The sequence below is a fragment of the Bacillus sp. 1021 genome (assembly GCF_014534735.1).
GTDB classification, from domain to species: Bacteria; Bacillota; Bacilli; order Bacillales; family Bacillaceae; genus Bacillus; species Bacillus siamensis.
This window is the reverse complement of record NZ_JACVSR010000003.1, coordinates 409,480-435,175: the sequence shown is the minus strand read 5'-3', so window position 1 is coordinate 435,175 and position 25,696 is coordinate 409,480. Positions and strand designations below refer to the sequence as shown.

At 47.3% G+C, this 25,696-nt stretch carries 26 protein-coding genes; 21 read left to right on the top strand and 5 right to left on the bottom strand.

Annotation, left to right across the window (positions count from 1 at the left end):
• Positions 1 to 9: 9 nt before the first annotated feature.
• From ICW23_RS13875 to ICW23_RS13820, 13 genes are all read left to right on the top strand, one after another.
• Positions 10 to 501: an RDD family protein gene (locus tag ICW23_RS13875; protein WP_045926831.1), complete on the top strand. Its 492-nt coding sequence runs from the start codon at positions 10 to 12 to the stop codon at positions 499 to 501.
• Between the two features lie 76 nt (positions 502 to 577).
• The gene (locus tag ICW23_RS13870) at positions 578 to 1,267 is read left to right on the top strand and encodes a DUF2953 domain-containing protein (protein ID WP_045926832.1); all 690 of its coding nucleotides are present in this window, start codon (positions 578 to 580) and stop codon (positions 1,265 to 1,267) included.
• A gap of 12 nt (positions 1,268 to 1,279) precedes the next feature.
• Positions 1,280 to 1,720 carry a GerW family sporulation protein gene (ytfJ, locus tag ICW23_RS13865; RefSeq protein WP_016938584.1) on the top strand — a complete coding sequence of 147 codons (441 nt, stop codon included), beginning with the start codon at positions 1,280 to 1,282 and terminating at the stop codon, positions 1,718 to 1,720.
• A 114-nt stretch (positions 1,721 to 1,834) separates the two neighbouring features.
• Positions 1,835 to 2,338, top strand: coding sequence for a thiol peroxidase (gene tpx / locus ICW23_RS13860; protein ID WP_007408050.1), 504 nt, complete (start codon positions 1,835 to 1,837; stop codon positions 2,336 to 2,338).
• Positions 2,339 to 2,399: 61 nt separating this feature from the next.
• Positions 2,400 to 3,386: a class I SAM-dependent methyltransferase gene (locus ICW23_RS13855; RefSeq protein WP_188154636.1), complete on the top strand. Its 987-nt coding sequence runs from the start codon at positions 2,400 to 2,402 to the stop codon at positions 3,384 to 3,386.
• A 312-nt stretch (positions 3,387 to 3,698) separates the two neighbouring features.
• Positions 3,699 to 4,886 (top strand): acetate kinase, encoded by a 1,188-nt coding sequence (locus tag ICW23_RS13850; protein ID WP_016938587.1) that lies wholly within the window; start codon positions 3,699 to 3,701, stop codon positions 4,884 to 4,886.
• 101 nt (positions 4,887 to 4,987) lie between these two features.
• Complete coding sequence (locus ICW23_RS13845; protein ID WP_016938588.1) at positions 4,988 to 5,500, top strand: MogA/MoaB family molybdenum cofactor biosynthesis protein; 513 nt, start codon at positions 4,988 to 4,990, stop codon at positions 5,498 to 5,500.
• A 151-nt stretch (positions 5,501 to 5,651) separates the two neighbouring features.
• Positions 5,652 to 6,863 (top strand): argininosuccinate synthase, encoded by a 1,212-nt coding sequence (locus ICW23_RS13840; protein WP_016938589.1) that lies wholly within the window; start codon positions 5,652 to 5,654, stop codon positions 6,861 to 6,863.
• Positions 6,860 to 8,236, top strand: a complete 1,377-nt coding sequence (argH, locus tag ICW23_RS13835; protein WP_188154635.1) for an argininosuccinate lyase — start codon at positions 6,860 to 6,862, stop codon at positions 8,234 to 8,236. The genes ICW23_RS13840 and argH overlap by 4 nt, the downstream gene beginning before the upstream one ends.
• 73 nt (positions 8,237 to 8,309) lie before the next feature.
• Positions 8,310 to 8,438 (top strand): hypothetical protein, encoded by a 129-nt coding sequence (locus tag ICW23_RS19110; protein ID WP_014470818.1) that lies wholly within the window; start codon positions 8,310 to 8,312, stop codon positions 8,436 to 8,438.
• 135 nt (positions 8,439 to 8,573) lie between these two features.
• Complete coding sequence (locus ICW23_RS13830; protein WP_016938591.1) at positions 8,574 to 9,341, top strand: SDR family oxidoreductase; 768 nt, start codon at positions 8,574 to 8,576, stop codon at positions 9,339 to 9,341.
• Between the two features lie 60 nt (positions 9,342 to 9,401).
• A complete protein-coding gene (locus ICW23_RS13825) occupies positions 9,402 to 10,088 on the top strand; it encodes a metal-dependent hydrolase (RefSeq protein ID WP_016938592.1) in 687 nt (228 codons plus the stop codon).
• 138 nt (positions 10,089 to 10,226) lie between these two features.
• Positions 10,227 to 11,543: a CBS domain-containing protein gene (locus ICW23_RS13820; protein ID WP_045926836.1), complete on the top strand. Its 1,317-nt coding sequence runs from the start codon at positions 10,227 to 10,229 to the stop codon at positions 11,541 to 11,543.
• A 28-nt stretch (positions 11,544 to 11,571) separates the two neighbouring features.
• On the opposite strand, the gene ICW23_RS13815 is transcribed toward ICW23_RS13820, so the two are convergent.
• Positions 11,572 to 11,874 (bottom strand): YtpI family protein, encoded by a 303-nt coding sequence (locus ICW23_RS13815; protein ID WP_003152434.1) that lies wholly within the window; start codon positions 11,872 to 11,874, stop codon positions 11,572 to 11,574.
• A gap of 115 nt (positions 11,875 to 11,989) precedes the next feature.
• Between ICW23_RS13815 and ICW23_RS13810 the strand changes: the two genes are divergently transcribed.
• Positions 11,990 to 12,931 (top strand): DHH family phosphoesterase, encoded by a 942-nt coding sequence (locus ICW23_RS13810; RefSeq protein ID WP_016938594.1) that lies wholly within the window; start codon positions 11,990 to 11,992, stop codon positions 12,929 to 12,931.
• Between the two features lie 17 nt (positions 12,932 to 12,948).
• Here the strand turns inward: ICW23_RS13810 and ICW23_RS13805 are convergent, their stop codons facing one another.
• From ICW23_RS13805 to ytrH, 3 genes are all read right to left on the bottom strand, one after another.
• Positions 12,949 to 13,140 carry a YtzJ family protein gene (locus ICW23_RS13805; protein WP_095241500.1) on the bottom strand — a complete coding sequence of 64 codons (192 nt, stop codon included), beginning with the start codon at positions 13,138 to 13,140 and terminating at the stop codon, positions 12,949 to 12,951.
• Positions 13,141 to 13,245: 105 nt separating this feature from the next.
• A complete protein-coding gene (ytrI, locus tag ICW23_RS13800; protein ID WP_016938595.1) occupies positions 13,246 to 13,749 on the bottom strand; it encodes a sporulation membrane protein YtrI in 504 nt (167 codons plus the stop codon).
• Positions 13,746 to 14,087, bottom strand: a complete 342-nt coding sequence (ytrH, locus tag ICW23_RS13795) for a sporulation membrane protein YtrH (RefSeq protein WP_016938596.1) — start codon at positions 14,085 to 14,087, stop codon at positions 13,746 to 13,748. The genes ytrI and ytrH overlap by 4 nt, the downstream gene beginning before the upstream one ends.
• Before the next feature lie 143 nt (positions 14,088 to 14,230).
• On the opposite strand from ytrH, the gene dnaE reads away from it, so the two are divergent.
• The 7 genes from dnaE to ICW23_RS13760 all read left to right on the top strand — a co-directional run bounded on the left by dnaE (position 14,231) and on the right by ICW23_RS13760 (position 24,545).
• Positions 14,231 to 17,569 carry a DNA polymerase III subunit alpha gene (dnaE, locus tag ICW23_RS13790; protein ID WP_188154634.1) on the top strand — a complete coding sequence of 1,113 codons (3,339 nt, stop codon included), beginning with the start codon at positions 14,231 to 14,233 and terminating at the stop codon, positions 17,567 to 17,569.
• 139 nt (positions 17,570 to 17,708) lie between these two features.
• Entirely contained in the window at positions 17,709 to 18,941 is a 1,233-nt protein-coding gene (gene ystJ / locus ICW23_RS13785) for an NADP-dependent malic enzyme (protein WP_016938598.1), read from the top strand.
• A gap of 326 nt (positions 18,942 to 19,267) precedes the next feature.
• Complete coding sequence (accD, locus tag ICW23_RS13780; RefSeq protein ID WP_016938599.1) at positions 19,268 to 20,140, top strand: acetyl-CoA carboxylase, carboxyltransferase subunit beta; 873 nt, start codon at positions 19,268 to 19,270, stop codon at positions 20,138 to 20,140.
• Positions 20,125 to 21,102 carry an acetyl-CoA carboxylase carboxyl transferase subunit alpha gene (gene accA, locus ICW23_RS13775; RefSeq protein WP_016938600.1) on the top strand — a complete coding sequence of 326 codons (978 nt, stop codon included), beginning with the start codon at positions 20,125 to 20,127 and terminating at the stop codon, positions 21,100 to 21,102. Before accD ends, accA begins: the two co-directional genes overlap by 16 nt.
• Positions 21,103 to 21,293: 191 nt before the next feature.
• Complete coding sequence (pfkA, locus tag ICW23_RS13770; RefSeq protein ID WP_003152443.1) at positions 21,294 to 22,253, top strand: 6-phosphofructokinase; 960 nt, start codon at positions 21,294 to 21,296, stop codon at positions 22,251 to 22,253.
• 39 nt (positions 22,254 to 22,292) lie between these two features.
• Positions 22,293 to 24,050, top strand: a complete 1,758-nt coding sequence (pyk, locus tag ICW23_RS13765; protein WP_016938602.1) for a pyruvate kinase — start codon at positions 22,293 to 22,295, stop codon at positions 24,048 to 24,050.
• A 111-nt stretch (positions 24,051 to 24,161) separates the two neighbouring features.
• Positions 24,162 to 24,545, top strand: a complete 384-nt coding sequence (locus tag ICW23_RS13760) for an FxsA family protein (RefSeq protein ID WP_016938603.1) — start codon at positions 24,162 to 24,164, stop codon at positions 24,543 to 24,545.
• Positions 24,546 to 24,576: 31 nt separating this feature from the next.
• Here the strand turns inward: ICW23_RS13760 and ytvI are convergent, their stop codons facing one another.
• A complete protein-coding gene (gene ytvI, locus ICW23_RS13755) occupies positions 24,577 to 25,692 on the bottom strand; it encodes a sporulation integral membrane protein YtvI (RefSeq protein ID WP_016938604.1) in 1,116 nt (371 codons plus the stop codon).
• Between the last annotated feature and the right edge of the window lie 4 nt (positions 25,693 to 25,696).

The following is a 25,696-nucleotide window of genomic DNA, read 5'->3' as shown; positions in this document are numbered from 1 at the left end:
GAAGAAAGAATGGACGCAACTTACGAAGGCTTTCACGGCAAAGAAGAGGAAGCCGAACAACAGGGGACGCTCGACCCGGCTTACGCGGGCTTTTGGATCCGGTTTTGGGCGTTTCTTCTCGATTGGCTGGTGATCTGGGGGCTTAACCATCTCATCGTTTCACCGGTGTTCACGCTGATGAATTTACCGAAAACAAGCGGAATGTTTACAATCTCAGCCTATTCCGTCACAACTTTGATCGTCTACCTTGCCTATTTTGTGTTCATGACAAAATGGTTTCATCAGACACTCGGCAAAATGGTCTTCGGGTTAAAAGTCACTTCTTTGACGCCCGGAAAACCGCTGACATGGGGCACCGTCATTTTCAGGGAAGCAGTGGGGCGTTATATTGATAAAATCTGGATTCTTTATATTGTCATTGCGTTTACGCCTAAGAAGCAGGGAATTCATGATCTTATCGCCGACACAACGGTGATTCACGAAGCACTGTACCGCAAATAAAAGCAATAAACCCGGATAAACATCCGGGTTTATTTTTTTTGGTTTTGGCGATAATGCAGCTAAGGAAGTGAAGCTTATGGGATATGCCGCAGCAGCTGTTATTCTCATTCTCATTTTGTTCTGGCTGCTCATGAGGATGAAAATCCATCTGACTTTCGAATATCTGCATGATAAAGATAACGACAAAATGACGTTTAAACTCTCTGCCTTATACGGGCTGATCCGTTTTAAAAAAACGCTGCCCGTTATTAAAGTAAACAGCGAAGATGCGTCAATTGATGTCAAGCAAGACACAAAATCTAAAATAAAGGGTCAGCAAAAAGAGAAGAAAAAAATCACATATGAAGATGTCAAACAGACCATTCACAGAATAGAAATGATTCTGCATCAGGTCGTCAGAATGCGTCAAATCGGCGCCTCATTTCTTGCGGGAGTCCGCGTGACGAAGTTCGAATGGGTGACGGTTATCGGAATAAAGGACGCCGCCGTTACGGGAATCGCCGCCGGCGGCTTGTGGGCCGTAAAGGGAGGCATTACGGCGTTGCTGTATGACCATCTGCGTTTTATACATAAACCGGTGTGCGAAGTCATTCCGTCTTTTCAAGTGCCTGCATCCAAGACGCATTTGCAGTGTATATTCTTTTTTCGTTTTGGACATCTTATAGGTGCAGCTTTCAAATTGCTCAAATACGGGCGGAACGGACTTTCTATCATACGAAAGAAACAGCCGGTTCCGGTTGCTTCAAAGAATGATTCATCAGTTTAAGGAGGAGCGCACATGGCAGACCATCCCATTCAAGGTTTAATGAAAACCGCTATGGAAAATTTGAAAGAAATGATCGACGTGAATACAATCATCGGTGATCCGGTTGAAACGCCTGACGGCAGCGTAATCTTAACGGTTTCAAAGGTCGGCTTCGGATTTGCGGCGGGCGGAAGCGAGTTTGGAGCAAAACCGGCTGAAAAAAGAACCGAGGACGACGAAAGAAAAGAGCAGAAGCTCCCGTTCGGCGGCGGAAGCGGCGGCGGAGTATCCATTACGCCGATTGCGTTTCTGATTGTCGGAACAAACGGCGTGCGTATGCTTCATTTAGACGAGAACACCCATTTGATTGATAAACTGTTAGACTCCGCGCCTCAAACGATTGAACGCATCCAGCATATGTTTAAAAAAAATGAAAAAGGCCGGAACCAAAAAAGAACGGATATTGATTTATAACAGAAAAGTTAACTGCCGCCCGCAGTTAGCTTTTTTTACGATGCGGCATAACCTTTGCAGTTTGCATAAAACTCGACTATGATAGAGCTATACATAGATAAGGGAGGAATCAGAATGGCTGAGATTACATTTAAAGGCGGAGCCGTGACGCTGATCGGACAAGAAGTGAAACCGGGTGACCAAGCTCCTGACTTCACGGTTTTGACAAACGGATTAGAAGAGAAGACATTAGCAGATATGAAAGGGAAAGTAACGATCATATCCGTTATTCCTTCCATTGACACAGGCGTATGTGACGCGCAGACGCGCCGCTTCAACGAAGAAGCAGCAAAACTCGGCGATGTGAACGTTTATACAATCAGCGCCGACCTCCCGTTTGCACAAGCGCGCTGGTGCGGAGCGAACGGAATCGACAAAGTTGAAACATTATCGGATCATAAAGAGATGTCATTTGGTGAAGCATTCGGTGTTTACATCAAAGAACTTCGTCTTTTGGCGCGTTCCGTATTCGTTCTTGATCAGGACGGAAAAGTCGTTTATGCGGAATACGTAAGCGAAGCGACAAACCACCCGAATTATGAAAAGCCTATCGAAGCTGCAAAAGCGTTAATCAAGTAAAGAGAGAAAAAGAGCTCCGGGTGCTGCCGCGGAGCTCTTTTCATGGCAAGGAGGAAACAGCATGCAACACGACCATGTCGGTCAGATTTATGAACTTTTAGATGAAGCCGCCCAAGTAATAGCAGAAGGCCTTCAGCTGTCTTATATTGAGGGGCTTGCGGAAGCGGGAGAGATGTATTTTCTCGAAACGGCCGAACAGCTTCGGCTTCAGGAAAAACAAACCGAACAGCTTAACAGCCTGCTTGCGAAAGCAGACTTCAAACAATGGGAGCCTGAATGGATCCGCAAGGCGTTCCAGCTCGCCATTTTAAAAGGATTGAAAGATAAATCCCATCCGAACAGACAGATGACGCCTGATACGATCGGCCTTTTCATCAGTTACCTCGTGAATACATTTACGGGCGGCCGAAAAGGCCTGACATTGCTGGACCCCGCCTGCGGCACCGGAAACCTTCTATTGACCGCGGCAAACCAGCTTTCTGACAAAGCGGCAAAAAGCTTCGGCATTGAAATCGATGATGTCCTTCTGAAGATCGCTTATGCCCAGGCGAATCTGCAGGAAAAAGAAATGGAGCTGTTCTGCCAGGACAGTCTTCAGCCGTTATTTATCGAACCGGCTGATGCGGTCCTCTGCGATTTGCCGGTCGGCTATTATCCGAATGACGAAGGCGCAGAAGCGTTTGAGCTGAAAGCGGATGAAGGCCACTCATTTGCCCACCACTTATTCATTGAGCAGAGCGTCAAGCATACAAAACCGGGCGGATACTTGTTTTTTATGATTCCGAACCATCTGTTTGACAGCGCCCAAAGCGATAAACTGAAGCGGTTTTTTGCGGAAAAAGTGTATATCAACGCCCTTCTTCAGCTGCCGGCTACTCTGTTTAAAGACGAAGCGCAGGCAAAGAGCATTTTAATTTTGCAGAAAAAAGGTGAAGGCGCAAAGCCGCCGAAACAAACGCTTCTGGCCAACCTTCCTTCCTTCGCGAACCAGCAGGCGATGCGTGAGATGATGGCAAAATTGGATCAATGGATTCAAAAAGAAAAATAATGGCGAAAAAGCAGGGTGGGACGCAAAATCCCGCACTGCTTTTTGCTTTTGAAAATGAATGGATATCAGGGTGCTGACACAACTTAAGGAAAGAACATAACATTCCGTAAGACCGAGCCGTCCATTTGGCACAGTGCGGATTTATCAGAAAATAACGACTTCATTTTGTAAGCGGTACCAATATGGATGTTGACTTGAAATGCTGAGTTGACAATGTTTAAATGAAAAAGTCAGATATTTTTTGGACTGCAGTTACGGTCTGGGAAAAAAGAACGAAACAAACGAAGAAGAATTTTGATAGGAGCGTCATTTATGTCTAAAATTATTGCAATTAACGCAGGAAGCTCATCTTTAAAATTTCAGCTATTCGAAATGCCTTCAGAAAAGGTGCTAACAAAAGGTTTAGTAGAACGAATCGGTATTGCCGACAGCGTTTTCACAATCTCTGTTAACGGCGAAAAAAATACAGAAGTGACAGATATTCCGGATCATGCGGTCGCGGTGAAGATGCTGCTTCACAAGCTGACTGAATTCGGTATTATAAAGGATTTAAATGAAATTGACGGAATCGGCCACCGTGTTGTTCACGGCGGAGAAAAATTCAGCGATTCTGTTTTGCTTACGGATGAAACAATCCGTGAGATTGAAGAGATTTCAGAACTTGCGCCGCTTCACAACCCGGCTCACATCGTCGGCATTAAAGCCTTTAAAGAAGTGCTTCCGGATGTACCTGCGGTTGCAGTATTTGATTCGGCGTTCCACCAAACGATGCCTGAGCAATCTTACTTGTACAGCCTTCCGTATGAATACTACGAGAAATACGGCATCCGCAAATACGGTTTCCACGGCACATCTCATAAATACGTGACACAGCGCGCAGCTGAGCTTCTCGGCCGTCCGCTTGAAGACTTGCGCCTGATTTCCTGCCACCTGGGTAACGGAGCAAGTATCGCAGCAGTCGAAGGCGGAAAATCAATTGATACGTCAATGGGCTTCACACCGCTTGCGGGTGTTGCGATGGGAACGCGTTCAGGGAACATCGACCCTGCCTTGATTCCGTACATTATGGAAAAAACGAATCAGACGGCTGATGAAGTATTAAATACATTAAATAAAAAGAGCGGACTGCTTGGCATATCCGGTTTCTCAAGTGACCTTCGCGATATCGTGGAAGCTTCAAAAGAAGGCAACGAAAGAGCGGAAACGGCGCTTGAAGTGTTCGCAAGCAGAATCCATAAATACATCGGTTCTTACGCTGCGAGAATGAGCGGGGTTGACGCGATTATTTTCACTGCCGGTATCGGTGAAAACAGCGTTGAAGTCAGAGAACGCGTGCTTCGCGGCTTAGAATTCATGGGCGTTTATTGGGACCCTGCGCTGAACAACGTGCGCGGCGAGGAAGCGTTTATCAGCTACCCGCACTCTCCTGTCAAAGTCATCATTATTCCGACTGATGAAGAGGTCATGATCGCGCGCGACGTTGTCCGCCTTGCACAATAATGATCGACAAAAAGCACATCCTTAAAGGATGTGCTTTTCTATTGAATGCCGAAGCGCCAAACGTTACGATATGCTTAGTACATAAATGATGAGGTGAAACAATGAGTGTGCATGAACATAAACAGGAGGCCCCGTCAGCGGTGCGCTGCAAAGTGATCACAGTCAGCGACACGAGAACGAAAGAAACCGATAAAAGCGGGCGCGTCATGATGGATTTCATCAGGGAAGCGGGATTTGAGACGATCGCTTATGACATCGTAAAAGATGAGAAAGGTGAATTGCAGAAAGCCGTTTTATCCGGCTGTATGGATGAATATACAGATGCGGTGCTGTTAAACGGAGGGACGGGCATTGCCGAAAGGGATGTCACCATTGAAGCGGTCACGCCGCTGTTTTCAAAAGAGCTCCCGGGATTCGGCGAGCTGTTCCGCATGCTGAGCTATACGGAGGACATCGGTTCCGCGGCCATTTTGTCCAGAGCGGCAGCGGGCGTGATCCAAAATACCGCAGTCTTCTGCACGCCGGGCTCCTCAGGCGCCGTCAAGCTTGCCATGAAGAAACTGATTATTCCTGAACTGCCCCATGTGCTCCGGGAGATCCGAAAAGACTTATAAATGTATAAAAAGGCTTTGCTCCGCTCAAAAAAATGGGTGGAGTTTTTTTTATAAAAAGCTTGAAAAAACAAAATTTACTTGTTACAGTGTATACATACAAAATGCATTTTTATTAATTAAAACTAATTTTTATACAAAAGGAGCTTTTAACATGGCAGAACAGAAAAAGGTTGTATTGGCATACTCAGGAGGTCTTGATACTTCTGTAGCGATAAAATGGCTGCAAGAACAGGGATACGATGTTATTGCATGCTGCTTAGACGTAGGGGAAGGAAAGGATTTGGCATTCGTTCAGCAAAAAGCGCTGGAAGTAGGCGCTGTAAATTCGTACGTGATTGATGCAAAAGAAGAATTCGCCCAAGAGTACGCGCTTATTTCTATGCAGGCTCATACAATGTATGAAGGCAAGTATCCGCTCGTATCTGCACTGTCCCGTCCGTTAATCGCGAAAAAACTCGTTGAAGTCGCGGAAAAGGAAAACGCAGTGGCCGTGGCGCACGGCTGTACAGGAAAAGGCAATGATCAGGTTCGTTTTGAAGTATCCATTAAATCATTAAACCCTGATCTGGAGGTCATCGCTCCGGTCCGTGAGTGGCAATGGTCGCGTGAAGAAGAAATTGAATACGCTGCAAGCCGCGGCATACCGATTCCGATCAATCTTGACAGCCCTTATTCCATCGACCAGAATCTGTGGGGCCGCGCCAATGAATGCGGTATATTAGAAGACCCGTGGGCGGCGCCGCCTGAAGGGGCATATGACCTGACAGCATCTCTAGAAAATACGCCGGACGTTCCTGAAATCATCGAAATCGCATTTGAAGCCGGTGTGCCGGTTTCAATCGACGGTGTATCCTACCCGCTTGCTGATTTGATTCTCAAGCTGAACGAGACTGCCGGAAAACACGGCATCGGCCGGATTGACCATGTCGAAAACCGCCTGGTCGGCATTAAGTCCCGTGAAGTTTATGAATGCCCGGGCGCAATGACTTTGATTACGGCTCACAAAGAGCTTGAGGATCTGACTTTAGTGAAAGAAGTGGCTCACTTCAAGCCGGCAATTGAACAAAAACTGTCTGAAATCATTTATAACGGTTTATGGTTCTCACCGTTAAAAGACGCGCTGCTTGCATTCCTGAAAGAAACCCAAAAGCACGTCACCGGCGTTGTGCGCGTCAAGCTGTTTAAAGGCCATGCCATTGTAGAAGGACGCAAGTCGGAATATTCTCTCTACGATGAAAAACTTGCGACATATACAAAAGACGATGCGTTTGACCATCATGCGGCAATCGGCTTTATCGAGCTTTGGGGACTGCCGACAAAAGTAAACAGCATTGTGAAAAAGAAGGAGCAGATTGAAGCATGAAGAAGCTTTGGGGAGGCCGTTTTCAAAAAACACCGGAAAAGTGGGTCGATGAGTTCGGCGCATCCATCACATTCGACCAAAACTTAGTCAAAGAGGATATTACAGGGTCTCTCGCTCATGCGGCAATGCTGAAAAAATGCGGCATTCTGACGGAGGAAGAAGAAGGCGCCATCCGTCAAGGGCTGCAGACCCTCCTGCAAAAAGCTGAGGAAGGAACGCTTGAATTCTCTGTTGATTATGAAGATATTCATTTGAACATTGAAAAAATGCTGATTGAAGAAATCGGACCGCTCGGCGGAAAGCTCCATACAGGCAGAAGCCGGAACGACCAAGTGGCGACAGACATGCATCTATATTTGAAAGATCATGTCTCCCATATCATCGGGCTGATTGAACAGTTCCAAAAAGCGCTGATCGAAAAAGCAGAGGCCAATGTCGAGACCATTCTGCCGGGGTACACCCATTTGCAGCGGGCCCAGCCGATTTCTTTCGCCCACCATCTGCTCGCCTATTTTTGGATGCTTGAACGGGATAAAGAGCGTTTCCGTGACGCGCTGAAGCGGATTAACATATCGCCTCTCGGATGCGGGGCGCTTGCCGGAACGACGTTTCCGATAGACCGCAGCTATTCGGCGGAGCTGCTCGGTTTTGACTCCATTTATGAGAACAGTCTTGACGGGGTCAGCGACAGAGATTTTATTCTCGAGTTTTTAAGCAGCAGCAGCATGCTGATGATGCACCTTTCGCGTTTCTCAGAAGAAATCATTCTATGGTGCTCGCAGGAGTTCAGATTCATTGAATTGGATGATACGTACGCAACGGGAAGCAGCATGATGCCGCAGAAGAAAAACCCGGACATGGCGGAGCTGATCCGCGGAAAAACCGGACGCGTATACGGTGATATGATGGGGCTTTTCACGATTATGAAAGGGCTCCCGCTCGCATACAACAAAGACCTTCAGGAAGATAAAGAAGGTATGTTTGACACGGTGAAAACCGTTGAAGGAAGCCTTCAGATTTTTACGGGCATGATTGAAACAATGACCGTAAACAAAGACATTATGAAACAGGCGACAAAACAAGATTTTTCAAACGCGACGGAACTTGCCGATTATTTAGCCAAAAAAGGCATGCCGTTCAGAGAAGCGCACGAAGTGGTCGGCAAGCTTGTGTACAGCTGTATTGAAAAAGGAATCTATTTAAGTGATATGCCATTTGAAGAATTCCTTCAAGCCAGCAGTCTCTTTGAAGAAGATATTTATACCGTGCTTGATCCGCATCATGCGGTTGAAAAAAGAATGAGCGCCGGCGGAACGGGCTTTCAGCAGGTAAAACAGGCGCTCGTAAAAGCAAAAGCCTGCGCCGGCGTTTAATTTGCTAAAATTTCCTTCATATTTTCCCGTCATATCAGACACGCTACATCTATAATGATGGGAGGTAGAAGGAATGCGCAAAGAACAAGACCGTTACATCTATGATGAAAAAGAAAGTGAAGAAACGGCCCGGCTCATCTCAGAGGCATACCAAAGCGGTTATGTCGGTCTGGAGGAAGCCTCAGCCCCTTCGGAAAATTAAGCTGTCTGTAAAGGCGGCTTTTTTCGTGCGGATGAAGTGCAAAAAAGTGATATTGCCGCTTGTTTATAGTAAAGTAGAGGGAGAAACGACTTTATTTTATTGAAGCGGCAACGTTGCTTGGGGAGGGTATTCAATGTGCGACATGCTCTAATCACTGCCGGCACGAAGGGATTGGGCCGAAAAGTGACTGAAATGCTGCTGGAAAAAGGCTTTTCGGTCACAGTGAATTACAGACAGGACGAAGAAGCCGTCGCTTGTCTGAAGGCTGATTATCCCCGGTGTCATGACAGATTGCAATTCGTTAAGGGCGATGTAACCCGAAAAGAAGATCTCATGCGGATCGCCGATGCAGCCCTTCAGCGGTTTGGAAGAATTGACATACTGATTAACAACGCCGGGCCGTACATATTTGAGCGCAAAAAGCTTGCCGATTACTCTGATGACGAATGGTATGGCATGCTTGAAGGCAATTTAAGCGCCGTTTTCCATCTGTTTAAAGCGGTTATCCCGGTAATGAGACAGCAGCGCTTCGGCCGGATTATTACATACGGCTTCCAAGGCGCAGATCATGCCCCCGGCTGGCTTCACCGTTCCGCTTTCGGAGCGGCTAAAGTCGGATTGGCTTCGTTAACGAAAACAATCGCGATTGAAGAAGCCGAATCAGGCATTACGGCCAACATGGTCTGCCCGGGTGATATCGTAGGAGATATGAAAGAAGCGTCTATAGAAGAAGCAAGACGGAAAATCGGGAAAGAAAACACGCCGATCGGGAGGTCCGGAACCGGAGAAGACATTGCAAGAATCATCGCCTTCTTATGTGAAGAGGATTCCGATCTTGTCACCGGAACGGTCATAGAAGCAACAGGCGGGCTGAATGTGATTAACAGGCATCAATCCCTGTAAGTTTTTTCGTTTGTCAAAAAGGGAACTTGATAAATATTAATTTTTTATGAGGTGAAAACGATGAAAGTGACTTATCACGGACATTCTGTCATTCAAGTGGAAACGAAAACCCATAACATTATTTTCGATCCGTTCCTAACCGGAAACAGTCTGACCAATCTGAAGCCGGAAGAAGTGAAAGCGGACGTCATTCTGCTTACTCACGGACACAATGACCATGTCGGAGATACAGAGCAGATCGCCAAACAAAACGACGCACTCGTTATTGCGCCGAACGAGCTGGCCGTTTATCTCGGCTTTAAAGGGTTAAACGTCCACCCGATGCATATCGGCGGGGCGCGCCAATTTGATTTCGGCAAAGTGAAACTGACACAGGCGTTCCACGGATCGGCGGTCACTGATGAAGAAAACAAAACCATCACATACACGGGGATGCCGGCCGGGATTTTATTAACGATTGACGGCAAAACGATTTTCCACGCCGGCGACACGGCGCTGTTCTCAGATATGAAACTGATCGGGGAACTGAATCACATTGACCTGGCGTTTCTGCCGATCGGTGATAACTTCACCATGGGGCCTGAAGATGCAAAACTCGCGGCTGAATGGCTGAGAGCGAAACAGGTCGTTCCCGTTCATTACAATACATTCCCTGTCATTGAACAGGACCCTGACGCTTTCGCTGAAAGTCTGCCCGGAGGCGTCGGTAAAGTCATGGCGGTCGGCGAGACCATTGAGCTTGCCTGACATATGTGTCAAAGACCTTCTGAACCAAACGTTCAGAAGGTCTTTTTGTGATGACGCCTTTTTTCGGGCGTCTCATTGCGAATGAATCCCCCGTGCCCTTATAATAAAAGCAGAAGACTGTCCTTAGAGGTGAAACGCTTGGCAACAAAGCATGAACAAATCCTATCGTACATAGATTCGCTTCCTGTCGGTGAAAAAATTTCGGTCAGAAGAATTGCGAAAGAAATGAAAGTCAGTGAGGGAACGGCTTACAGAGCCATTAAGGAAGCCGAAAATAAAGGGTTCGTTTCCACTATTGAACGTGTGGGAACCATCCGGATTGAACAGAAGAAAAAGGAAAATATCGAAAAGCTGACATACGCCGAGGTTGTCAATGTGATAGACGGCCAGGTGCTCGGCGGAAAAGCCGGTCTGCATAAAACGCTGAATAAGTTTGTGATCGGCGCGATGGAGCTTGACGCGATGATGCGTTATACGGCGGCTGGGAACCTGTTAATCGTCGGAAACAGAATCAATGCCCACCGCCAGGCGCTTGAAGCGGGCGCGGCTGTTTTGGTAACCGGAGGATTTAATACCGACGACAGCATTATCGAGCTGGCCGATATGCTTGAGCTTCCGATTCTCTCCACAAGCTATGATACCTTTACGGTAGCCGCGATGATCAACCGGGCGATCTATGATCAGCTCATAAAAAAAGAGATTGTGCTCGTGGAGGACATTTTGACTCCCGCCGATCGGACAGTGACGCTGTCTCCTAAAGATAAGCTGGAGAAATGGTACGAAAAAAACGATGAAACCGGACACGGCCGCTTTCCTGTCATTGACGGGCAAATGAAAATCCACGGGATTCTCACACCGAAAGATATCGCCGGACATGACCGGTCAGTCCCGATTGAAAAAGTAATGACCAAAAACCCTGTCACGGTCATCGGGAAAACGTCTGTCGCCTCAGCGGCTCAAATGATGGTTTGGGAAGGAATTGAAGTGCTCCCGGTGACAGACGGGAACCACAGACTGATCGGCATGATCAGCCGTCAGGACGTCTTAAAAGCGCTGCAAATGATTCAAAAGCAGCCTCAGGTCGGGGAAAAGCTTGATGATATCGTTTCAAGGGGATTTAAAGAAGAGGAAGATGACAAAACGCCGGCCGTCTATCAATATGAAGTCACGCCGCAGATGACCAATCAGCTCGGGACGATTTCTTACGGGGTGTTTACGACGATTTTAACTCAGGCCGCCAGCCGATTTTTACGGTCCCGCAAACGCGGCGAGCTGGTCATTGAAAGCATTACGATTTTCTTCTTAAAGCCCGTTCAGATGGAATCGGTCATTGAAGTGAAGCCGCGCATTTTAGAAGCGGGCCGGAAATTCGGAAAAATGGAAGTGGAAGTGTCAAGCCAAAGCGGCATCGTTTCAAAAGCGATGCTCATGGTGCAGCTGATGGAGAGAAGTTAAGGGACGCATCTCGGTCCCTTGACATTCATTATGCGTGGTCTCTCTCCGCTTCTTTTGCATGGATGGGTTCATAATGCTTATAGGCTTTATACCCGGCCCATGCGCTGCCTGCTCCGATTAAAATGAAGACGCCGCCGATGACGAGGGTCAGGACGGAGTGAAACAGAATCATTTGGTTTACTCCGTACAAAAGCACCAGCGCGCCTAACGCCATACTTGATTTAGCCGAAAAACATTCCTTCTCCAGCGCCCGTTTCGTCTGGATGCCTTTTACTTTGTAATACACGTAAAAGCAGGCAGAAAGCCCGATGAGAAAAACAAAAACCAGCATAAATGAAATCCTCCATTATATGAGTTTGCAAAACCGTTTATACCGTTGCTGAAAGATTTTCCTTTTCCATGGATAAAGAGTATGATTAAATGAATAAAAACAAAAGGAGAAAACGATGAAATCCGAATTGATCAGAACCATATCATTATATGACACCATTATCTTACATAGACATGTGAGGCCTGACCCAGACGCTTACGGATCACAGTGCGGCCTTACGGAAATCCTGCGGGAAACGTATCCCGAAAAAAATATTTTTGCCGTCGGACAGCCTGAGCCGTCCCTGTCTTTCTTATATTCCCTCGATGAGGTGGGTGACGAAACCTACAAAGATGCTCTTGTCATCGTGTGCGACACCGCAAACCAAGCACGGATCGACGATCAGCGCTACCATTCCGGCGCAAAGCTCATGAAAATAGACCACCATCCAAATGAAGATCCGTATGGCGATCTGTTATGGGTCGATACGAATGCAAGCTCCGTAAGCGAAATGATCTATGAGCTGTACCTGGAAGGAAAGCAGCACGGCTGGAAGCTGAATACGAAAGCAGCTGAGCTGATCTACGCGGGTATCGTCGGTGATACGGGACGCTTCTTATTCCCGAACACCACAAAAAAGACATTAAAATACGCGGGAGAGCTCATTGAGTTCCCATTTTCATCGTCAGAGCTGTTTAATCAATTGTATGAAACGAAATTAAATGTGGTGAAGCTGAATGGCTTTATTTATCAAAATGTGTCATTGTCTGAAAACGGCGTCGCTTCCGTTTTCATTAAAAAAGACATTTTGGAGACATATGGAACCACCGCTTCTGAAGCGTCGCAGCTCGTCGGAACACTCGGAAACATTTCCGGTATTCGCGCTTGGGTGTTTTTCGTAGAAGAAGACGACCAAATCAGAGTCCGGTTCCGTTCAAAAGGCCCGGTTATCAACGGAATTGCCCGGAAATACAATGGCGGCGGACATCCGCTTGCAGCCGGCGCATCCATCTTCAGCTGGGATGAAACCGGTCCGATTCTTGCTGATCTTGAAGAGATATGTAACGAACACAAGTAGAGGGGAGACCCTCTTTCTTAGTGTTCATCTGTCACGGGGATGAACCAGCAGCCGAATTCAGTCAGGTCTTCGTAGACGCGGAGATTAGCGATTTGGAGTTCTTTTTTTATGAGGGAAGCGAGTGTGTCTGTTTCTGCATATGCGGAATAGCCTTTTCTGATTCGGTCTGCATGATCTTTTGCCAGGCGGCGTTCACTAAAAACCTCCATTTTCCCTTCCTCCCTTCAGAATCATTGAAAATGTCTCATTTACAGTTTATAAAAAAGCGGAGAAAAAAGCGACAGATCTATGGAAATTTTTTAAAAATGACATAATTACGTCGCAAAAGAAATATGAATTTCGACAGACAATCTCGTATAAATCGTCAGTTCCTTTACTTGAGCTTTATATTCCTTTTCATTTATGGTGTACACCTTGTTTTCAATCGTCCGTTTTAAAAGCTCCTTTGTTTTATACACGCTCTCAATATCCTTTGTGATGACTTCAGAAATATCATCTTTCACCTGTTCTTCAAATTTCATCTTATCAGGCTGGGCGATTCTGTATTTTTCCCCATTGATCAGCTTCACATCAACACTTTGGATAAGCAGTCTTTGTTTATTATCCTCATTTAATTTATGAAGATCTTTCTGATAGATGGAGATCTGGTTTTTCAAATCCCGTGCGTGCTCCCGCTGTTTTTCAATTAACGTCACCTGTTCTTCCTGAAACGTTCCGTATGTAAACAGAAAGAACAGCCAGCTGACGATGGCTCCGCACATCATTCCCGCAAAAAAACGCTGCCATCCCGGTTTTTTATAATACTCGGGAATTCTCATGAAGGCATATTCTCCTGAGCCAGCCATGACACAATCAGCCAGCCGGTCTGCGCGCCGCCCATCGCTGAAATAATTAATAGAAGCTGTTTGAAGATGTCGCGCGTGTTGCCTTCAAACAGCCCCCGCTCAAAACTGTATACGGCGTCAAATGTTCCTCCGATGGCCGCGACAAGCGCCCAGATCTTCAGCCTGTTCGCCAATTTTGTAATCGCCGTAAGCGGAGGCTCGCCTGATAAATAAGCTCCGACGCCGCCGATGAGCGCTCCGCCGAGCAAAACGCCGAGGGCGATAAAATAACTGCTGATAAAATTCGCCATAAAGCCGGCTTCCTGATCCATATATACACCACCTCACTTTTCTATCATATTGAGCAAAGCGGACAAGTATGATGATGAGTCAAAAAAGAACATTTGTTTCTTAAGAAAACCCGTCTTATAATGTAGAAAGGCAAAATGAACGTATATGGAAAGGAGTGGCGGCATTGTCTTTTGTTCATCTGCAAGTACATAGCGGCTACAGCCTGTTAAACAGCGCCGCTTCTGTAAAAGATCTTGTTACACAAGCGAAGGAGCTCGGTTATTCTTCATTGGCGCTGACGGACGAAAATGTGCTGTACGGCGCCATTGAGTTTTATAAAGCATGCAAGTCAAACGGAATAAAGCCGATTATCGGTCTGACGGCTTCTATATACACGGACGAAACGGAACTTGAAGCACGCCCGCTTGTTCTTTTGGCGGAGACAAACACCGGTTATCAGAACCTACTGAAAATCTCAAGTGCGCTGCAATCCATAGCAAAGGGCGGCATGAAGCGAAAATGGATGAAGAGCTATCATGAGGGGCTGATCGCCATTACACCCGGTGAAAACGGGTACATTGAAAGTCTGCTGCAAGCCGGGAAATTTGAAGAAGCGGTCAAAGCTGCCGAAGGATTCCGGGAACTGTTCGGAGAAGGCCGTTTTTATTTAGGATACCAGCCGTTCAAAGGTCATGAGACGTTATCGGAAGATATTCTCCGCCTGTCAGCCGAGACGGAAATCCCAGTCTGCGCTGCGGGGGATGTCCGTTATATCAAGAAAGAAGATCAAGATGCGTACCGCTGTCTGTGCGCCATTAAAGCCGGTGAGAAATGGGAGGATCAGAACGGGAATCTGCCGGATTTACACTTGAGGCCGCCTGAAGAGATGGCGGAGCTTTACACGCAGCATCCGGAAGCGATTGAAGCATCCGCACGTATTGCCGGGCAATGCCGGGTCGATGTCAGCCTCGGACAGACACGCCTTCCGTCTTTTCCGGCGCCGGACGGCAAATCAGCCGATGATTATTTGGCGGAAGTCTGTCACGAGGGGCTGCGTCTCCGTTTCGGCACTCCTGATGAGCGCGCCGTCCGCCGGCTTGAATATGAGCTGGACGTCATCAGACGCATGAAATTCAGTGATTATTTTCTCATCGTATGGGACTTTATGAAGTACGCGCATGAAAAGGGCATTGTGACAGGCCCGGGAAGAGGATCTGCGGCAGGCTCGCTTGTCGCTTACTCTCTTTTCATTACAGACGTGGATCCGCTGAAACATTCTCTGCTGTTTGAAAGGTTTCTTAATCCGGAGAGGATCAGCATGCCCGATATTGATATCGATTTCCCAGATACGAGAAGGGATGAGGTCATTCAGTATGTACAAAATAAGTACGGGGCCATGCACGTCGCTCAGATTATCACCTTCGGAACATTGGCCGCAAAGGCGGCGTTAAGAGACACCGGGAGAGTGTTCGGAATCAGTCCGAAAGAAGCTGACCAGCTTGCCCGCCTGATTCCGTCAAAGCCGGGAATGACGCTTGAGGAAGCGAGGCGGCAGTCCGCTCAGCTGAACAGGCGGCTGTCTGAATCCGCCGTTCTTCATAAAGTGTTTCAGGTCGCCAGGAAAATTGAAGGTCTTCCGAGGCATACGTCAACACACGCGGCCGGCGTTGTTCTCAGTAAAGATCCGCTTTCTGAAGTTGTCCCTCTTCAAGAAGGGCATGACGGCGTGTATTTAACGCAGTATGCGATGGATCACTTGGAAGATTTGGGTCTTTTGAAAATGGACTTTTTAGGTTTGCGCAACCTGACGCTTATTGAATCCATTAAAACGATGATTGAAAAAGAGACGAATACGAAAATTGATTTTTCCGAGATTTCTTACCAGGATGAAAAAACGTTCTCCCTGTTGTCAGACGGCGATACGACGGGCATTTTTCAGCTGGAATCATCAGGGATGAGGAGCGTGCTGAAGCGTTTGAAGCCGTCGAGGCTTGAAGACATTGTCGCGGTGAATGCGCTTTACAGACCGGGGCCGATGGAAAATATTCCATTATTTATCGATCGGAAGCACGGGCGGGCGCGTGTGGAAGTGCCGCATGAGGATGTAAGAAATATTCTCAGTGATACGTATGGCGTCATCGTCTATCAGGAGCAGATTATGATGATCGCTTCGCGGATGGCAGGGTTTTCATTAGGTGAAGCGGATCTGCTCAGACGGGCTGTCAGTAAAAAGCAAAAGGACATTCTGGACAGAGAGCGAAGCCATTTTGTTGAAGGGTGCTTAAAAAAGGAGTATTCTGTAGTCACTGCAAACGAGGTCTACGATCTGATTGTCAAATTCGCCAACTACGGATTTAACAGAAGCCATGCTGTCGCATACAGCATGATCGGCTATCAGCTCGCCTATTTAAAAGCGCACTATCCTTTATATTTTATGTGCGGTCTTTTGACGAGCGTCATCGGCAATGAGGACAAAATATCGCAATATCTGCATGAAGCGAAGGGGAGCGGGATCCAAGTTCTTCCGCCGTCAATAAACAAGAGCGGTTTTCCGTTTGCGCCGGAAAACGGAGCCGTCAGATACAGTTTGCGGGCCGTGAAAAACGTAGGCGTCTCGGCAGTGAAAGATATTTATAAAGCAAGAACACATAAACCGTTCGAGGATCTTTTCGATTTCTGCTTTCGCGTACCTGCAAAAAGCGTGAATCGGAAAACAATTGAAGCCCTTATATTTTCTGGCGCCATGGACGAATTCAATCAAAACCGCGCCTCCTTGCTGGCCTCCGTTGATGTCGCTTTAGAGCACGCTGAACTTTTTCGTGCAGACGATGACCAAATGGGATTGTTTTTGGAAGAATCGTTTTCCATTAAGCCAAAATATGTCGAGGCTGAGGAATTTCCGCTCGTGGACAAGCTTCGGTTTGAAAAAGAAGCTCTCGGTGTTTATTTCTCAAGCCATCCTTTGTCCGCTTTCAGGGATCTCTTGAAAAAACGGGGTGCGCAAGCGATCGCAAAAGCGCGTCAGGCGCCTAAGGGGCAGCTGTCGATCGGCGCTTTACTCGCAGGCATCAAAACGATTCGGACAAAGACAGGTCAGCATATGGCGTTTCTCACATTAAGCGACGAAACGGGAGAAATGGAAGCCGTCGTGTTTCCTGACCAATACAGAAGGCTGTCTCCGCTGTTAAAAGAAGGCGCGCTTTTATTCGCCGCCGGAAAAATGGAAGAGCGGCAGGAGAAGACCCAATTCATCATGTCATCCGCCTCTCTCCTTGAGGAGACGGAGACAGACAGAGCGCCGTCTGTTTACATCAAAATCGAAGGCAGCCGGCACAATCAGGAGTTTTTGGAAAAGATGAAGCGTATTTTACTGGAGCATAAAGGGGAAACCGGCGTTTATCTGTATTATGAAAAAGACAAGCAGACCATCAGGCTGCCCGACACCTTTCATATTCAGGCGGACCATCAGGCGTTATACCGTTTAAAAGAGCTGCTGGGCCGCGAAAACGTCGTGTTAAAATAGTGGTAACAACAATGGTTTTGTTATACAATTGAAACAATTGTGCTATCTTATTTAAAGATTCTGAAATTTTTCACCTCCAGAGATTGTACCAGTCTATGCGGCAGAATATGTAACAAAGTACTTAAAAGGAGTGTTTAGCATGTCATTAAGAGAAGAAGCGTTACATTTACACAAAGTAAACCAAGGAAAGCTTGAATCAAAAGCAAAGGTGGAAGTCAGAAATGCGGACGATTTAAGCCTTGCCTACTCTCCGGGGGTAGCTGAGCCTTGTAAAGAGATTTATGACGATAAAAATAAAGTATATGATTATACAATGAAGGGGAACATGGTAGCAGTCGTAACAGACGGATCAGCGGTTCTCGGTCTCGGTAATATCGGGCCTGAAGCTTCACTTCCGGTTATGGAAGGAAAAGCGGTTCTGTTCAAAAGCTTCGCGGGCGTGGATGCATTCCCGATCGCGCTCAACACAAACGACGTGGACAAAATCATCGACACGGTGAAGCTGCTTGAACCGACATTCGGCGGTGTCAATCTTGAAGATATCGCAGCGCCGAACTGTTTTATCATTGAAGAGCGCCTGAAAAAAGAAACAAACATTCCGGTTTTCCACGATGATCAGCATGGTACTGCCATCGTAACCGTAGCCGGACTTGTAAACGCGCTGAAATTATCAGGAAAATCCATGTCATCCATTAAAGTTGTGGCAAACGGAGCGGGAGCGGCAGGCATCGCGATCATCAAGCTTCTTTACCATTTCGGCGTTCGCGATATCGTGATGTGCGACTCTAAAGGAGCCATTTACGAAGGGCGTCCTGCCGGCATGAATGCGGTGAAAAACGAAGTGGCCAAGTTTACAAACCAAGACCGCAATGACGGTTCGCTGCAGGATGTCATTAAAGATGCAGACGTCTTTATCGGCGTATCAGTCGAAGGCGCTTTGACAAAAGAAATGGTGGAAAGCATGGCGAAAGATCCGATTATTTTCGCAATGGCCAACCCGAATCCGGAAATCATGCCTGAAGACGCGCGCGCAGCCGGCGCAAGCGTAATCGGAACAGGCCGTTCTGACTTCCCGAACCAGGTCAACAACGTACTTGCATTCCCTGGAATCTTCCGCGGAGCGCTTGACGTTCGCGCGACTCATATCAACGAAGAAATGAAAATAGCTGCGGTTGAAGCGATCGCTTCTCTCGTTTCAGAGGATGAATTAAGCGCGGAGTATGTCATCCCGGCTCCATTTGACAAACGCGTGGCTCCTGCCGTTGCGAAAGCCGTTGCGAAAGCGGCGATGGAAACGGGCGTCGCCAGAATTACGGTCGACCCTGAGGAAGTGGCTGAAAAAACAAGACAGCTTACGGTCATCGGCGAATAATAACACAAAAAGAATTGGCAGCGCGTTGGGAAAAACAACGCGCTGCTGTTCAATATACGGACTGCTGGCATTTTTTTAAGGGCAGGTCTTAAAAAAATTTCAGCAGAATCCTTATTTCTTTTGAAAACGCTGACAGATAAGGCTGAGCAACGCTTTTAAAGGTCTGTCATCCGTCCGTTTCCGCCTGCTTTTCAGCAAAAAATGTCGAATGGAGGATGACACCGTTTGACAAAAAAAGTACAATAGTTTCGGTAAAGTTATTATTAAGTCTATCTAATCGGAAGACATGCAGTGAAGAGAACCCTTCACAAAAGGGAGGTAATCATTTGTTAAAGGATATATTCACAAAAAAGAAAAAATATGCTTCCGTGCCGTCAGAGCAGGCAAAACATGATGTTCCGGAAGGCATTATGACAAAGTGCCCCAAATGTAAAAAAATCATGCTCACAAAAGAGTTAGATAAAAACCTGCGCGTCTGCATGAACTGCGGGCATCATTTCCCGATGAATGCAAAGCAGCGCATTGAAATCCTCCTGGATGAAAATTCATTCGAAGAATTCAACCAGGGAATGATATCTGAAAACCCGCTCGGTTTCCCGGGATACTTAGAAAAAATCGAAAAAGACCGTGAGAAAACATCGCAGAATGAAGCGGTTGTTACCGGAAAAGGGACCATCAGCGGATTCCCTGCCGTGATCGCGATCATGGATTCGACATTCCGCATGGGCAGCATGGGCTCGGTTGTCGGCGAAAAAATCACGCTGGCAATTGAAAAAGCGAAAGAGGAAAAAGTCCCGTTCATCATCTTTACCGCTTCCGGCGGCGCACGTATGCAGGAAGGGGTCTTAAGCCTTATGCAGATGGCGAAGACAAGCTCTGCATTGAAACTGTTCAGTGAAGAGCAGGGGCTGATTATTTCGGTTATGACCCACCCTACGACTGGCGGCGTATCGGCCAGTTTCGCGTCTCTCGGTGATTATAATTTCGCTGAACCGGGCGCCTTGATCGGATTTGCCGGAAGACGTATTATTGAACAGACGATCGGAGAAAAACTGCCGGAAGATTTCCAGACGGCGGAATTTTTATTAAAGCACGGCCAGCTTGATGCGGTGATTCACAGAAACGACATGAAAGACAAACTCGCATTTCTGCTGGACATGCACCAAACAGGAGGTGAGCATGAGTGGCTGCAAGATTAGAATTTGAAAAACCGGTGATTGAACTGCAGACAAAAATCGCCGAACTGAAAAAATTCACCCAAGATTCGGAGATGGATTTAAGCGCTGAAATCGCAAGGCTTGAAGACCGGCTCAGCAAGCTCCAGGATGAAATTTATAAAAACCTGAAGCCTTGGGACAGAGTGCAGATCGCACGCCTTCCCGAACGGCCGACGACCCTTGATTACATTCAATACCTGTTTACCGACTTTTTTGAGTGCCACGGAGACAGAACATACGGAGACGATGCTGCGATTGTCGGCGGAGTTGCCAAATATCACGGCATGCCGGTCACCGTCATCGGTCATCAGCGCGGAAAAGACACGAAAGAAAACCTTGTCCGCAATTTCGGAATGCCTCACCCTGAAGGCTACCGTAAAGCGCTTCGCCTCATGAAGCAGGCGGATAAGTTTAACCGCCCGATTATCTGCTTCATCGACACGAAGGGAGCGTATCCGGGCAAAGCGGCGGAGGAACGGGGACAAAGTGAAGCCATTGCTAAGAACCTGTTCGAAATGGCCGGCCTGACAGTGCCTGTCGTTTGTATCGTCATCGGCGAAGGCGGCAGCGGAGGGGCGCTTGCATTAGGTGTGGGCAACCGCATGCTGATGCTGGAGAACTCGACGTATTCCGTTATTTCTCCTGAAGGAGCCGCGTCCATTTTGTGGAAAGATTCCAGCCTTGCCAAAAAAGCGGCTGAAACCATGAAGATTACTGCGCCCGATTTATTAGAATTAGGAATTATAGATAATATGATTAAAGAAGTGAAGGGCGGAGCTCACCATGACATCAAGCAGCAGGCGGGCTACATTGACGGCATCCTAAAAGAAACATTAAAATCTCTTCTCCCATTGAACGCCGAAGAATTGATCTCACAGCGCTACGAAAAATACAAAGCCATCGGAAAAGTTTCGGTTGAGGATCAATATATCGGGGCAAACTGAATAGACGTGAAGCCTATGGCTCACGTTTATTTTTTGTGTTTTTTGTGATATTCCTTAAATTTTATTTAAAAACAGTTTATTTAATTGTATAATAGGTAAGGTTTCATGGGAGCTCAGGCGTCCCTTTTCATTGTTTTAGGGCAATGATCATGATATGTTTAACATATATATGTTGCTGAGGTGAATAGGAAATGAAGCGTATAGGAGTATTAACGAGCGGCGGGGATTCCCCGGGGATGAACGCAGCGGTGCGAGCGGTTGTGCGTAAAGCTATCTATCACGATGTAGAAGTTTACGGAATTTATAACGGTTATTCAGGATTAATCAGCGGAAAAATAGAGAAACTGGAACTGGGTTCGGTCGGTGACATCATCCACCGCGGAGGGACAAAGCTGTATACAGCCAGATGTCCTGAATTCAAAACAGTTGAAGGCCGTGAAAAAGGAATCGAAAATTTAAAGAAACTCGGCATTGAAGGTCTTGTCGTCATCGGCGGAGACGGTTCATACATGGGTGCGAAAAAATTAACGGAACACGGGTTTCCGTGTGTAGGTGTACCGGGTACGATAGATAATGACATCCCGGGAACTGATTTTACGATCGGATTTGATACGGCGTTAAACACCGTAATTGATGCGATTGATAAAATCCGTGATACAGCTACGTCGCATGAGCGTACATACGTTATTGAAGTGATGGGACGCCATGCAGGCGACATTGCTTTATGGGCAGGTCTTGCAGGCGGAGCGGAATCCATTTTAATCCCTGAAGCGGACTACGATATGGAGGAAATTATCGGCCGTTTGAAGAGAGGGCATGACCGCGGCAAAAAACACAGTATCATCATCGTTGCTGAGGGGGTAGGCAGCGGGGTTGAATTCGGAAAACGCATCGAAGAAGAAACAAACCTTGAAACACGGGTATCCGTTTTAGGGCACATCCAGCGCGGCGGATCTCCAAGCGCTTCTGACCGGGTTCTTGCAAGCCGCCTCGGCGCTTACGCGGTTGAGCTTCTGCTTAAAGGAAAAGGCGGACGCTGCGTAGGTATACAAAACAACAAGCTTGTAGACCATGATATTATAGAAATTTTAGAATCAAAACATACTGTTGAACCAAACATGTATCAGCTTTCAAAAGAACTGTCTATTTAAGACGGAAGAAGCTGAAGATTTCAGAAGGAAGTGAACGAGTTGAAAAAAACAAAAATCGTTTGTACAATCGGTCCGGCCAGTGAAAGTGTAGAAATGCTGACAAAATTGATGGAAGCGGGTATGAACGTTGCCCGTCTGAATTTTTCACACGGTGATTTCGAAGAGCACGGCGCAAGAATCAAAAACATCAGAGAAGCAAGCAAAAAGCTCGGCAAAAACGTGGGGATTCTCCTCGATACGAAAGGCCCGGAAATCCGCACGCACGATATGGAAAACGGCGCGCTTGAGCTTCAGGCGGGAAATGAAATTATCGTTTCTACAAAACAGGTGCTGGGAACGCTTGAAAAATTCTCAGTTTCTTATGAAGGCCTGGCAGACGACGTGTCAGCAGGGTCTATCATCCTGCTGGATGACGGTTTAATCGGATTGGAAGTGATTGAATCAAATCCGGAAAAACAAGAAATCAAAACAAAAATCTTAAACAGCGGCACGCTGAAAAATAAAAAAGGCGTAAACGTTCCCGGCGTCAGCGTCAACCTTCCGGGAATTACTGAAAAAGACGCTAAAGACATCGTCTTCGGTATCGAGCAAGGCGTTGATTTCATCGCTGCGTCATTTGTACGCCGCTCTACGGATGTTCTGGAAATCCGCGAATTGCTTGAAGAGCATAACGCGTCTGACATTCAAATCATCCCTAAAATTGAGAACCAGGAAGGCGTAGACAATCTGGATGCGATCCTGGAAGTATCTGACGGCTTAATGGTAGCGCGCGGAGACCTCGGCGTAGAGATTCCGGCTGAAGAAGTGCCGCTCGTGCAAAAAGAAATGATCAAAAAATGCAACGCGCTCGGCAAACCGGTTATTACCGCGACTCAAATGCTCGACAGCATGCAGCGCAACCCACGTCCGACACGCGCTGAAGCAAGTGACGTTGCCAACGCTATTTTCGACGGCACAGATGCGATCATGCTTTCCGGTGAAACGGCTGCGGGACAATATCCTGTTGAGGCGGTTCAAACAATGTTTAACATCGCCACACGCACGGAAGAATCTCTGAACTACAAAGAAATTCTGTCTAAACGCAGAGATCAGGTCGGCATGACAATTACCGATGCAATCGGCCAATCCGTTGCACACACGGCGATCAATCTGAACGCGGCAGCTATCGTTACGCCTACAGAAAGCGGCCATACGGCGCGTATGATCGCGAAATACCGTCCGCAGGCTCCGATTGTAGCCGTTACAGTGAATGAGTCTGTATCACGCAAACTCGGCCTTGTATTCGGTGTCTTCCCGGCAAGCGGCCAAAACGCGAATTCTACAGATGAAATGCTTGAAGATGCAGTTCAAAAATCACTTGACAGCGGACTCGTGAAACACGGTGATCTGATTGTCATTACAGCCGGTTCTGTCGGTGAATCAGGCACGACGAATCTGATGAAAGTCCACACTGTCGGCAGCGTAATCGCAAAAGGACAAGGCATCGGACGCAAATCAGCATTCGGTCCGGTTGTTGTTGCAAAAAATGCGAAGGAAGCTGAACAAAAAATGACAGACGGCGCAGTATTGGTTGCTTCAAGCACTGACCGTGACATGATCGCTTCGCTTGAAAAAGCATCAGCACTCATCACGGAAGAAGGCGGTCTGACAAGCCATGCCGCAGTAGTCGGTTTAAGCTTGGGCATTCCGGTTATCGTTGGTCTGGAGAACGCAACTTCAGTTTTAACAGACGGACAGGTTATCACAGTTGACGCTGCCCGCGGCGCTGTGTATGAAGGCCGCGCAAGCGTTCTTTAAACAGCTTTAAAAAAGAGAGGGGGGGTTCTCCCTTCTCTTTTGTCTTTAGGTTGATTTTCCTATTCCCATGCGGACGGTGACGCGCTTTTAGAAGGACAGGAGGGCAGAAAAATGAGAGTTTTATTCTTACTGTTTATCGTGTGTCCGGCAATTGAAATCGGCTTGTTTCTGCTGGCGGGAAAATGGCTCGGCGTTTTTCCGACCGTCCTTCTCATCATTTTGACAGGCGTGCTGGGCGCCTTGGTGGCAAAAAGACAGGGAATTGATGTATATCATCGGGTGATGCGCGACCTGCAGCACGGCAGCATGCCGGGGGACGCGCTTCTTGACGGAATATGCGTCTTTATCGGAGGCCTGCTTTTGATGCTTCCGGGTTTTTTGTCCGATATTGCAGGGGCCTGTCTTCTGATTCCGTTCACTCGGAACCGCATGAAGCCGCTTTTGTTCAAATGGCTGAGAGGAATGTCAAAAAACAAGCGGATCATTATCAAATAAAAACGGCAGCCTTTTTGCAGGGCTGCCGTTTTTATTTGGACTGAACAGTAATATAGGCCCATATTTCTTTTAAAGCGCCCGTTGTGATAAAGGCCTGAATGAAAACGAGCAGCGCAGGCCCCGCAGCCAGTCCTAAAATTCCGAACAGCTTAAAGCCGGCAAACAGGGCGATTAAGGTCGCAAGCGGATCAAGCCCGATTGACTTGCTTAAAATCTTCGGCTCCGTCAGCTGGCGCTGAATGAGAACCACAATATATAAAATACCGAGACCGATCGCTTGGGGAAGCTGACCGGCAATGGCCAAATACATAATCCAAGGAACAAATACCGATCCGGCGCCGAGATACGGGAGAAGATCCACCAGGCCGATAAAAAAGGCAATGGTCGCCGCATGCTCAATTCCTAAAAGAAACAGTCCGATAAAGACAATGATCATCGTAAAAAGGATGAGCACGGCCTGCGCCTTAATGAAACCGGCCATCGCTTTTTTCAGTTCTCCCGACACAGCCTTGGCGTTTGCCGAAACGCGTTCCGGAAGAATGGAATAAAGCATCGCTTTCAGCTTGTGCCAGTCCTTAGTCATAAAAAAAGTCGCCAGCATTGCGAATACGAAGACAGCAGCCGTATTGGGAAGGAAGGCAATCCATTTCGGCACCAGCTCTAAAAGATGTGAAAGCATCAGCCCCGCATTTTTAGCGGCTGTATCACCGAGGGTCTGGATATGCGTCACGATGGATGCCTGCTGATTGGTTTCCAGCCCGTTAAATAAGACAGTCAGCTCGTGGTACAATGGCTGAATGCGGGAAGTGAAGAACTCCTCGCAATACGTTATAAAGGCGCTGATATGGGGAGGGAGCGTTTTGGCCAGATAGGCGGTTCCCGAGATGATTTCCGCAACGAGAAAAGTCGCCGCGCCAAGAAGAATCAGCAAAAAGAAGGCCAGGACAATGACTGTATTGACTGATCGGGGCAGCCCCGTCAGTTTGTCCAGCCAGTCAACCACGGGAATGATCGCCGACGACAGAATAAGGGCGATCAGAAACGGATAAGTTAACGAAAATGAGGCGTAACCGGCCGCTAAAGCGCCGCCGGCCGCAGCTAGTACAAACAGCGCGCGGAAAAAAACAGTTGCATAGTGCGGATTCACATCG

What these genes read in the sequence shown, in the direction of transcription:
- ICW23_RS13875 (WP_045926831.1), top strand. Translation starts at nt 10, where the DNA reads ATGGACGCAACTTACGAAGGCTTTCACGGCAAAGAAGAGGAAGCCGAA.
- ICW23_RS13870 (WP_045926832.1), top strand. Translation starts at nt 578, where the DNA reads ATGGGATATGCCGCAGCAGCTGTTATTCTCATTCTCATTTTGTTCTGG.
- ytfJ (WP_016938584.1), top strand. Translation starts at nt 1,280, where the DNA reads ATGGCAGACCATCCCATTCAAGGTTTAATGAAAACCGCTATGGAAAAT.
- tpx (WP_007408050.1), top strand. Translation starts at nt 1,835, where the DNA reads ATGGCTGAGATTACATTTAAAGGCGGAGCCGTGACGCTGATCGGACAA.
- ICW23_RS13855 (WP_188154636.1), top strand. Translation starts at nt 2,400, where the DNA reads ATGCAACACGACCATGTCGGTCAGATTTATGAACTTTTAGATGAAGCC.
- ICW23_RS13850 (WP_016938587.1), top strand. Translation starts at nt 3,699, where the DNA reads ATGTCTAAAATTATTGCAATTAACGCAGGAAGCTCATCTTTAAAATTT.
- ICW23_RS13845 (WP_016938588.1), top strand. Translation starts at nt 4,988, where the DNA reads ATGAGTGTGCATGAACATAAACAGGAGGCCCCGTCAGCGGTGCGCTGC.
- ICW23_RS13840 (WP_016938589.1), top strand. Translation starts at nt 5,652, where the DNA reads ATGGCAGAACAGAAAAAGGTTGTATTGGCATACTCAGGAGGTCTTGAT.
- argH (WP_188154635.1), top strand. Translation starts at nt 6,860, where the DNA reads ATGAAGAAGCTTTGGGGAGGCCGTTTTCAAAAAACACCGGAAAAGTGG.
- ICW23_RS19110 (WP_014470818.1), top strand. Translation starts at nt 8,310, where the DNA reads ATGCGCAAAGAACAAGACCGTTACATCTATGATGAAAAAGAAAGTGAA.
- ICW23_RS13825 (WP_016938592.1), top strand. Translation starts at nt 9,402, where the DNA reads ATGAAAGTGACTTATCACGGACATTCTGTCATTCAAGTGGAAACGAAA.
- ICW23_RS13815 (WP_003152434.1), bottom strand. Translation starts at nt 11,874, where the DNA reads ATGCTGGTTTTTGTTTTTCTCATCGGGCTTTCTGCCTGCTTTTACGTG.
- ICW23_RS13810 (WP_016938594.1), top strand. Translation starts at nt 11,990, where the DNA reads ATGAAATCCGAATTGATCAGAACCATATCATTATATGACACCATTATC.
- ICW23_RS13805 (WP_095241500.1), bottom strand. Translation starts at nt 13,140, where the DNA reads ATGGAGGTTTTTAGTGAACGCCGCCTGGCAAAAGATCATGCAGACCGA.
- ytrI (WP_016938595.1), bottom strand. Translation starts at nt 13,749, where the DNA reads ATGAGAATTCCCGAGTATTATAAAAAACCGGGATGGCAGCGTTTTTTT.
- ytrH (WP_016938596.1), bottom strand. Translation starts at nt 14,087, where the DNA reads ATGGATCAGGAAGCCGGCTTTATGGCGAATTTTATCAGCAGTTATTTT.
- ystJ (WP_016938598.1), top strand. Translation starts at nt 17,709, where the DNA reads ATGTCATTAAGAGAAGAAGCGTTACATTTACACAAAGTAAACCAAGGA.
- pfkA (WP_003152443.1), top strand. Translation starts at nt 21,294, where the DNA reads ATGAAGCGTATAGGAGTATTAACGAGCGGCGGGGATTCCCCGGGGATG.
- ICW23_RS13760 (WP_016938603.1), top strand. Translation starts at nt 24,162, where the DNA reads ATGAGAGTTTTATTCTTACTGTTTATCGTGTGTCCGGCAATTGAAATC.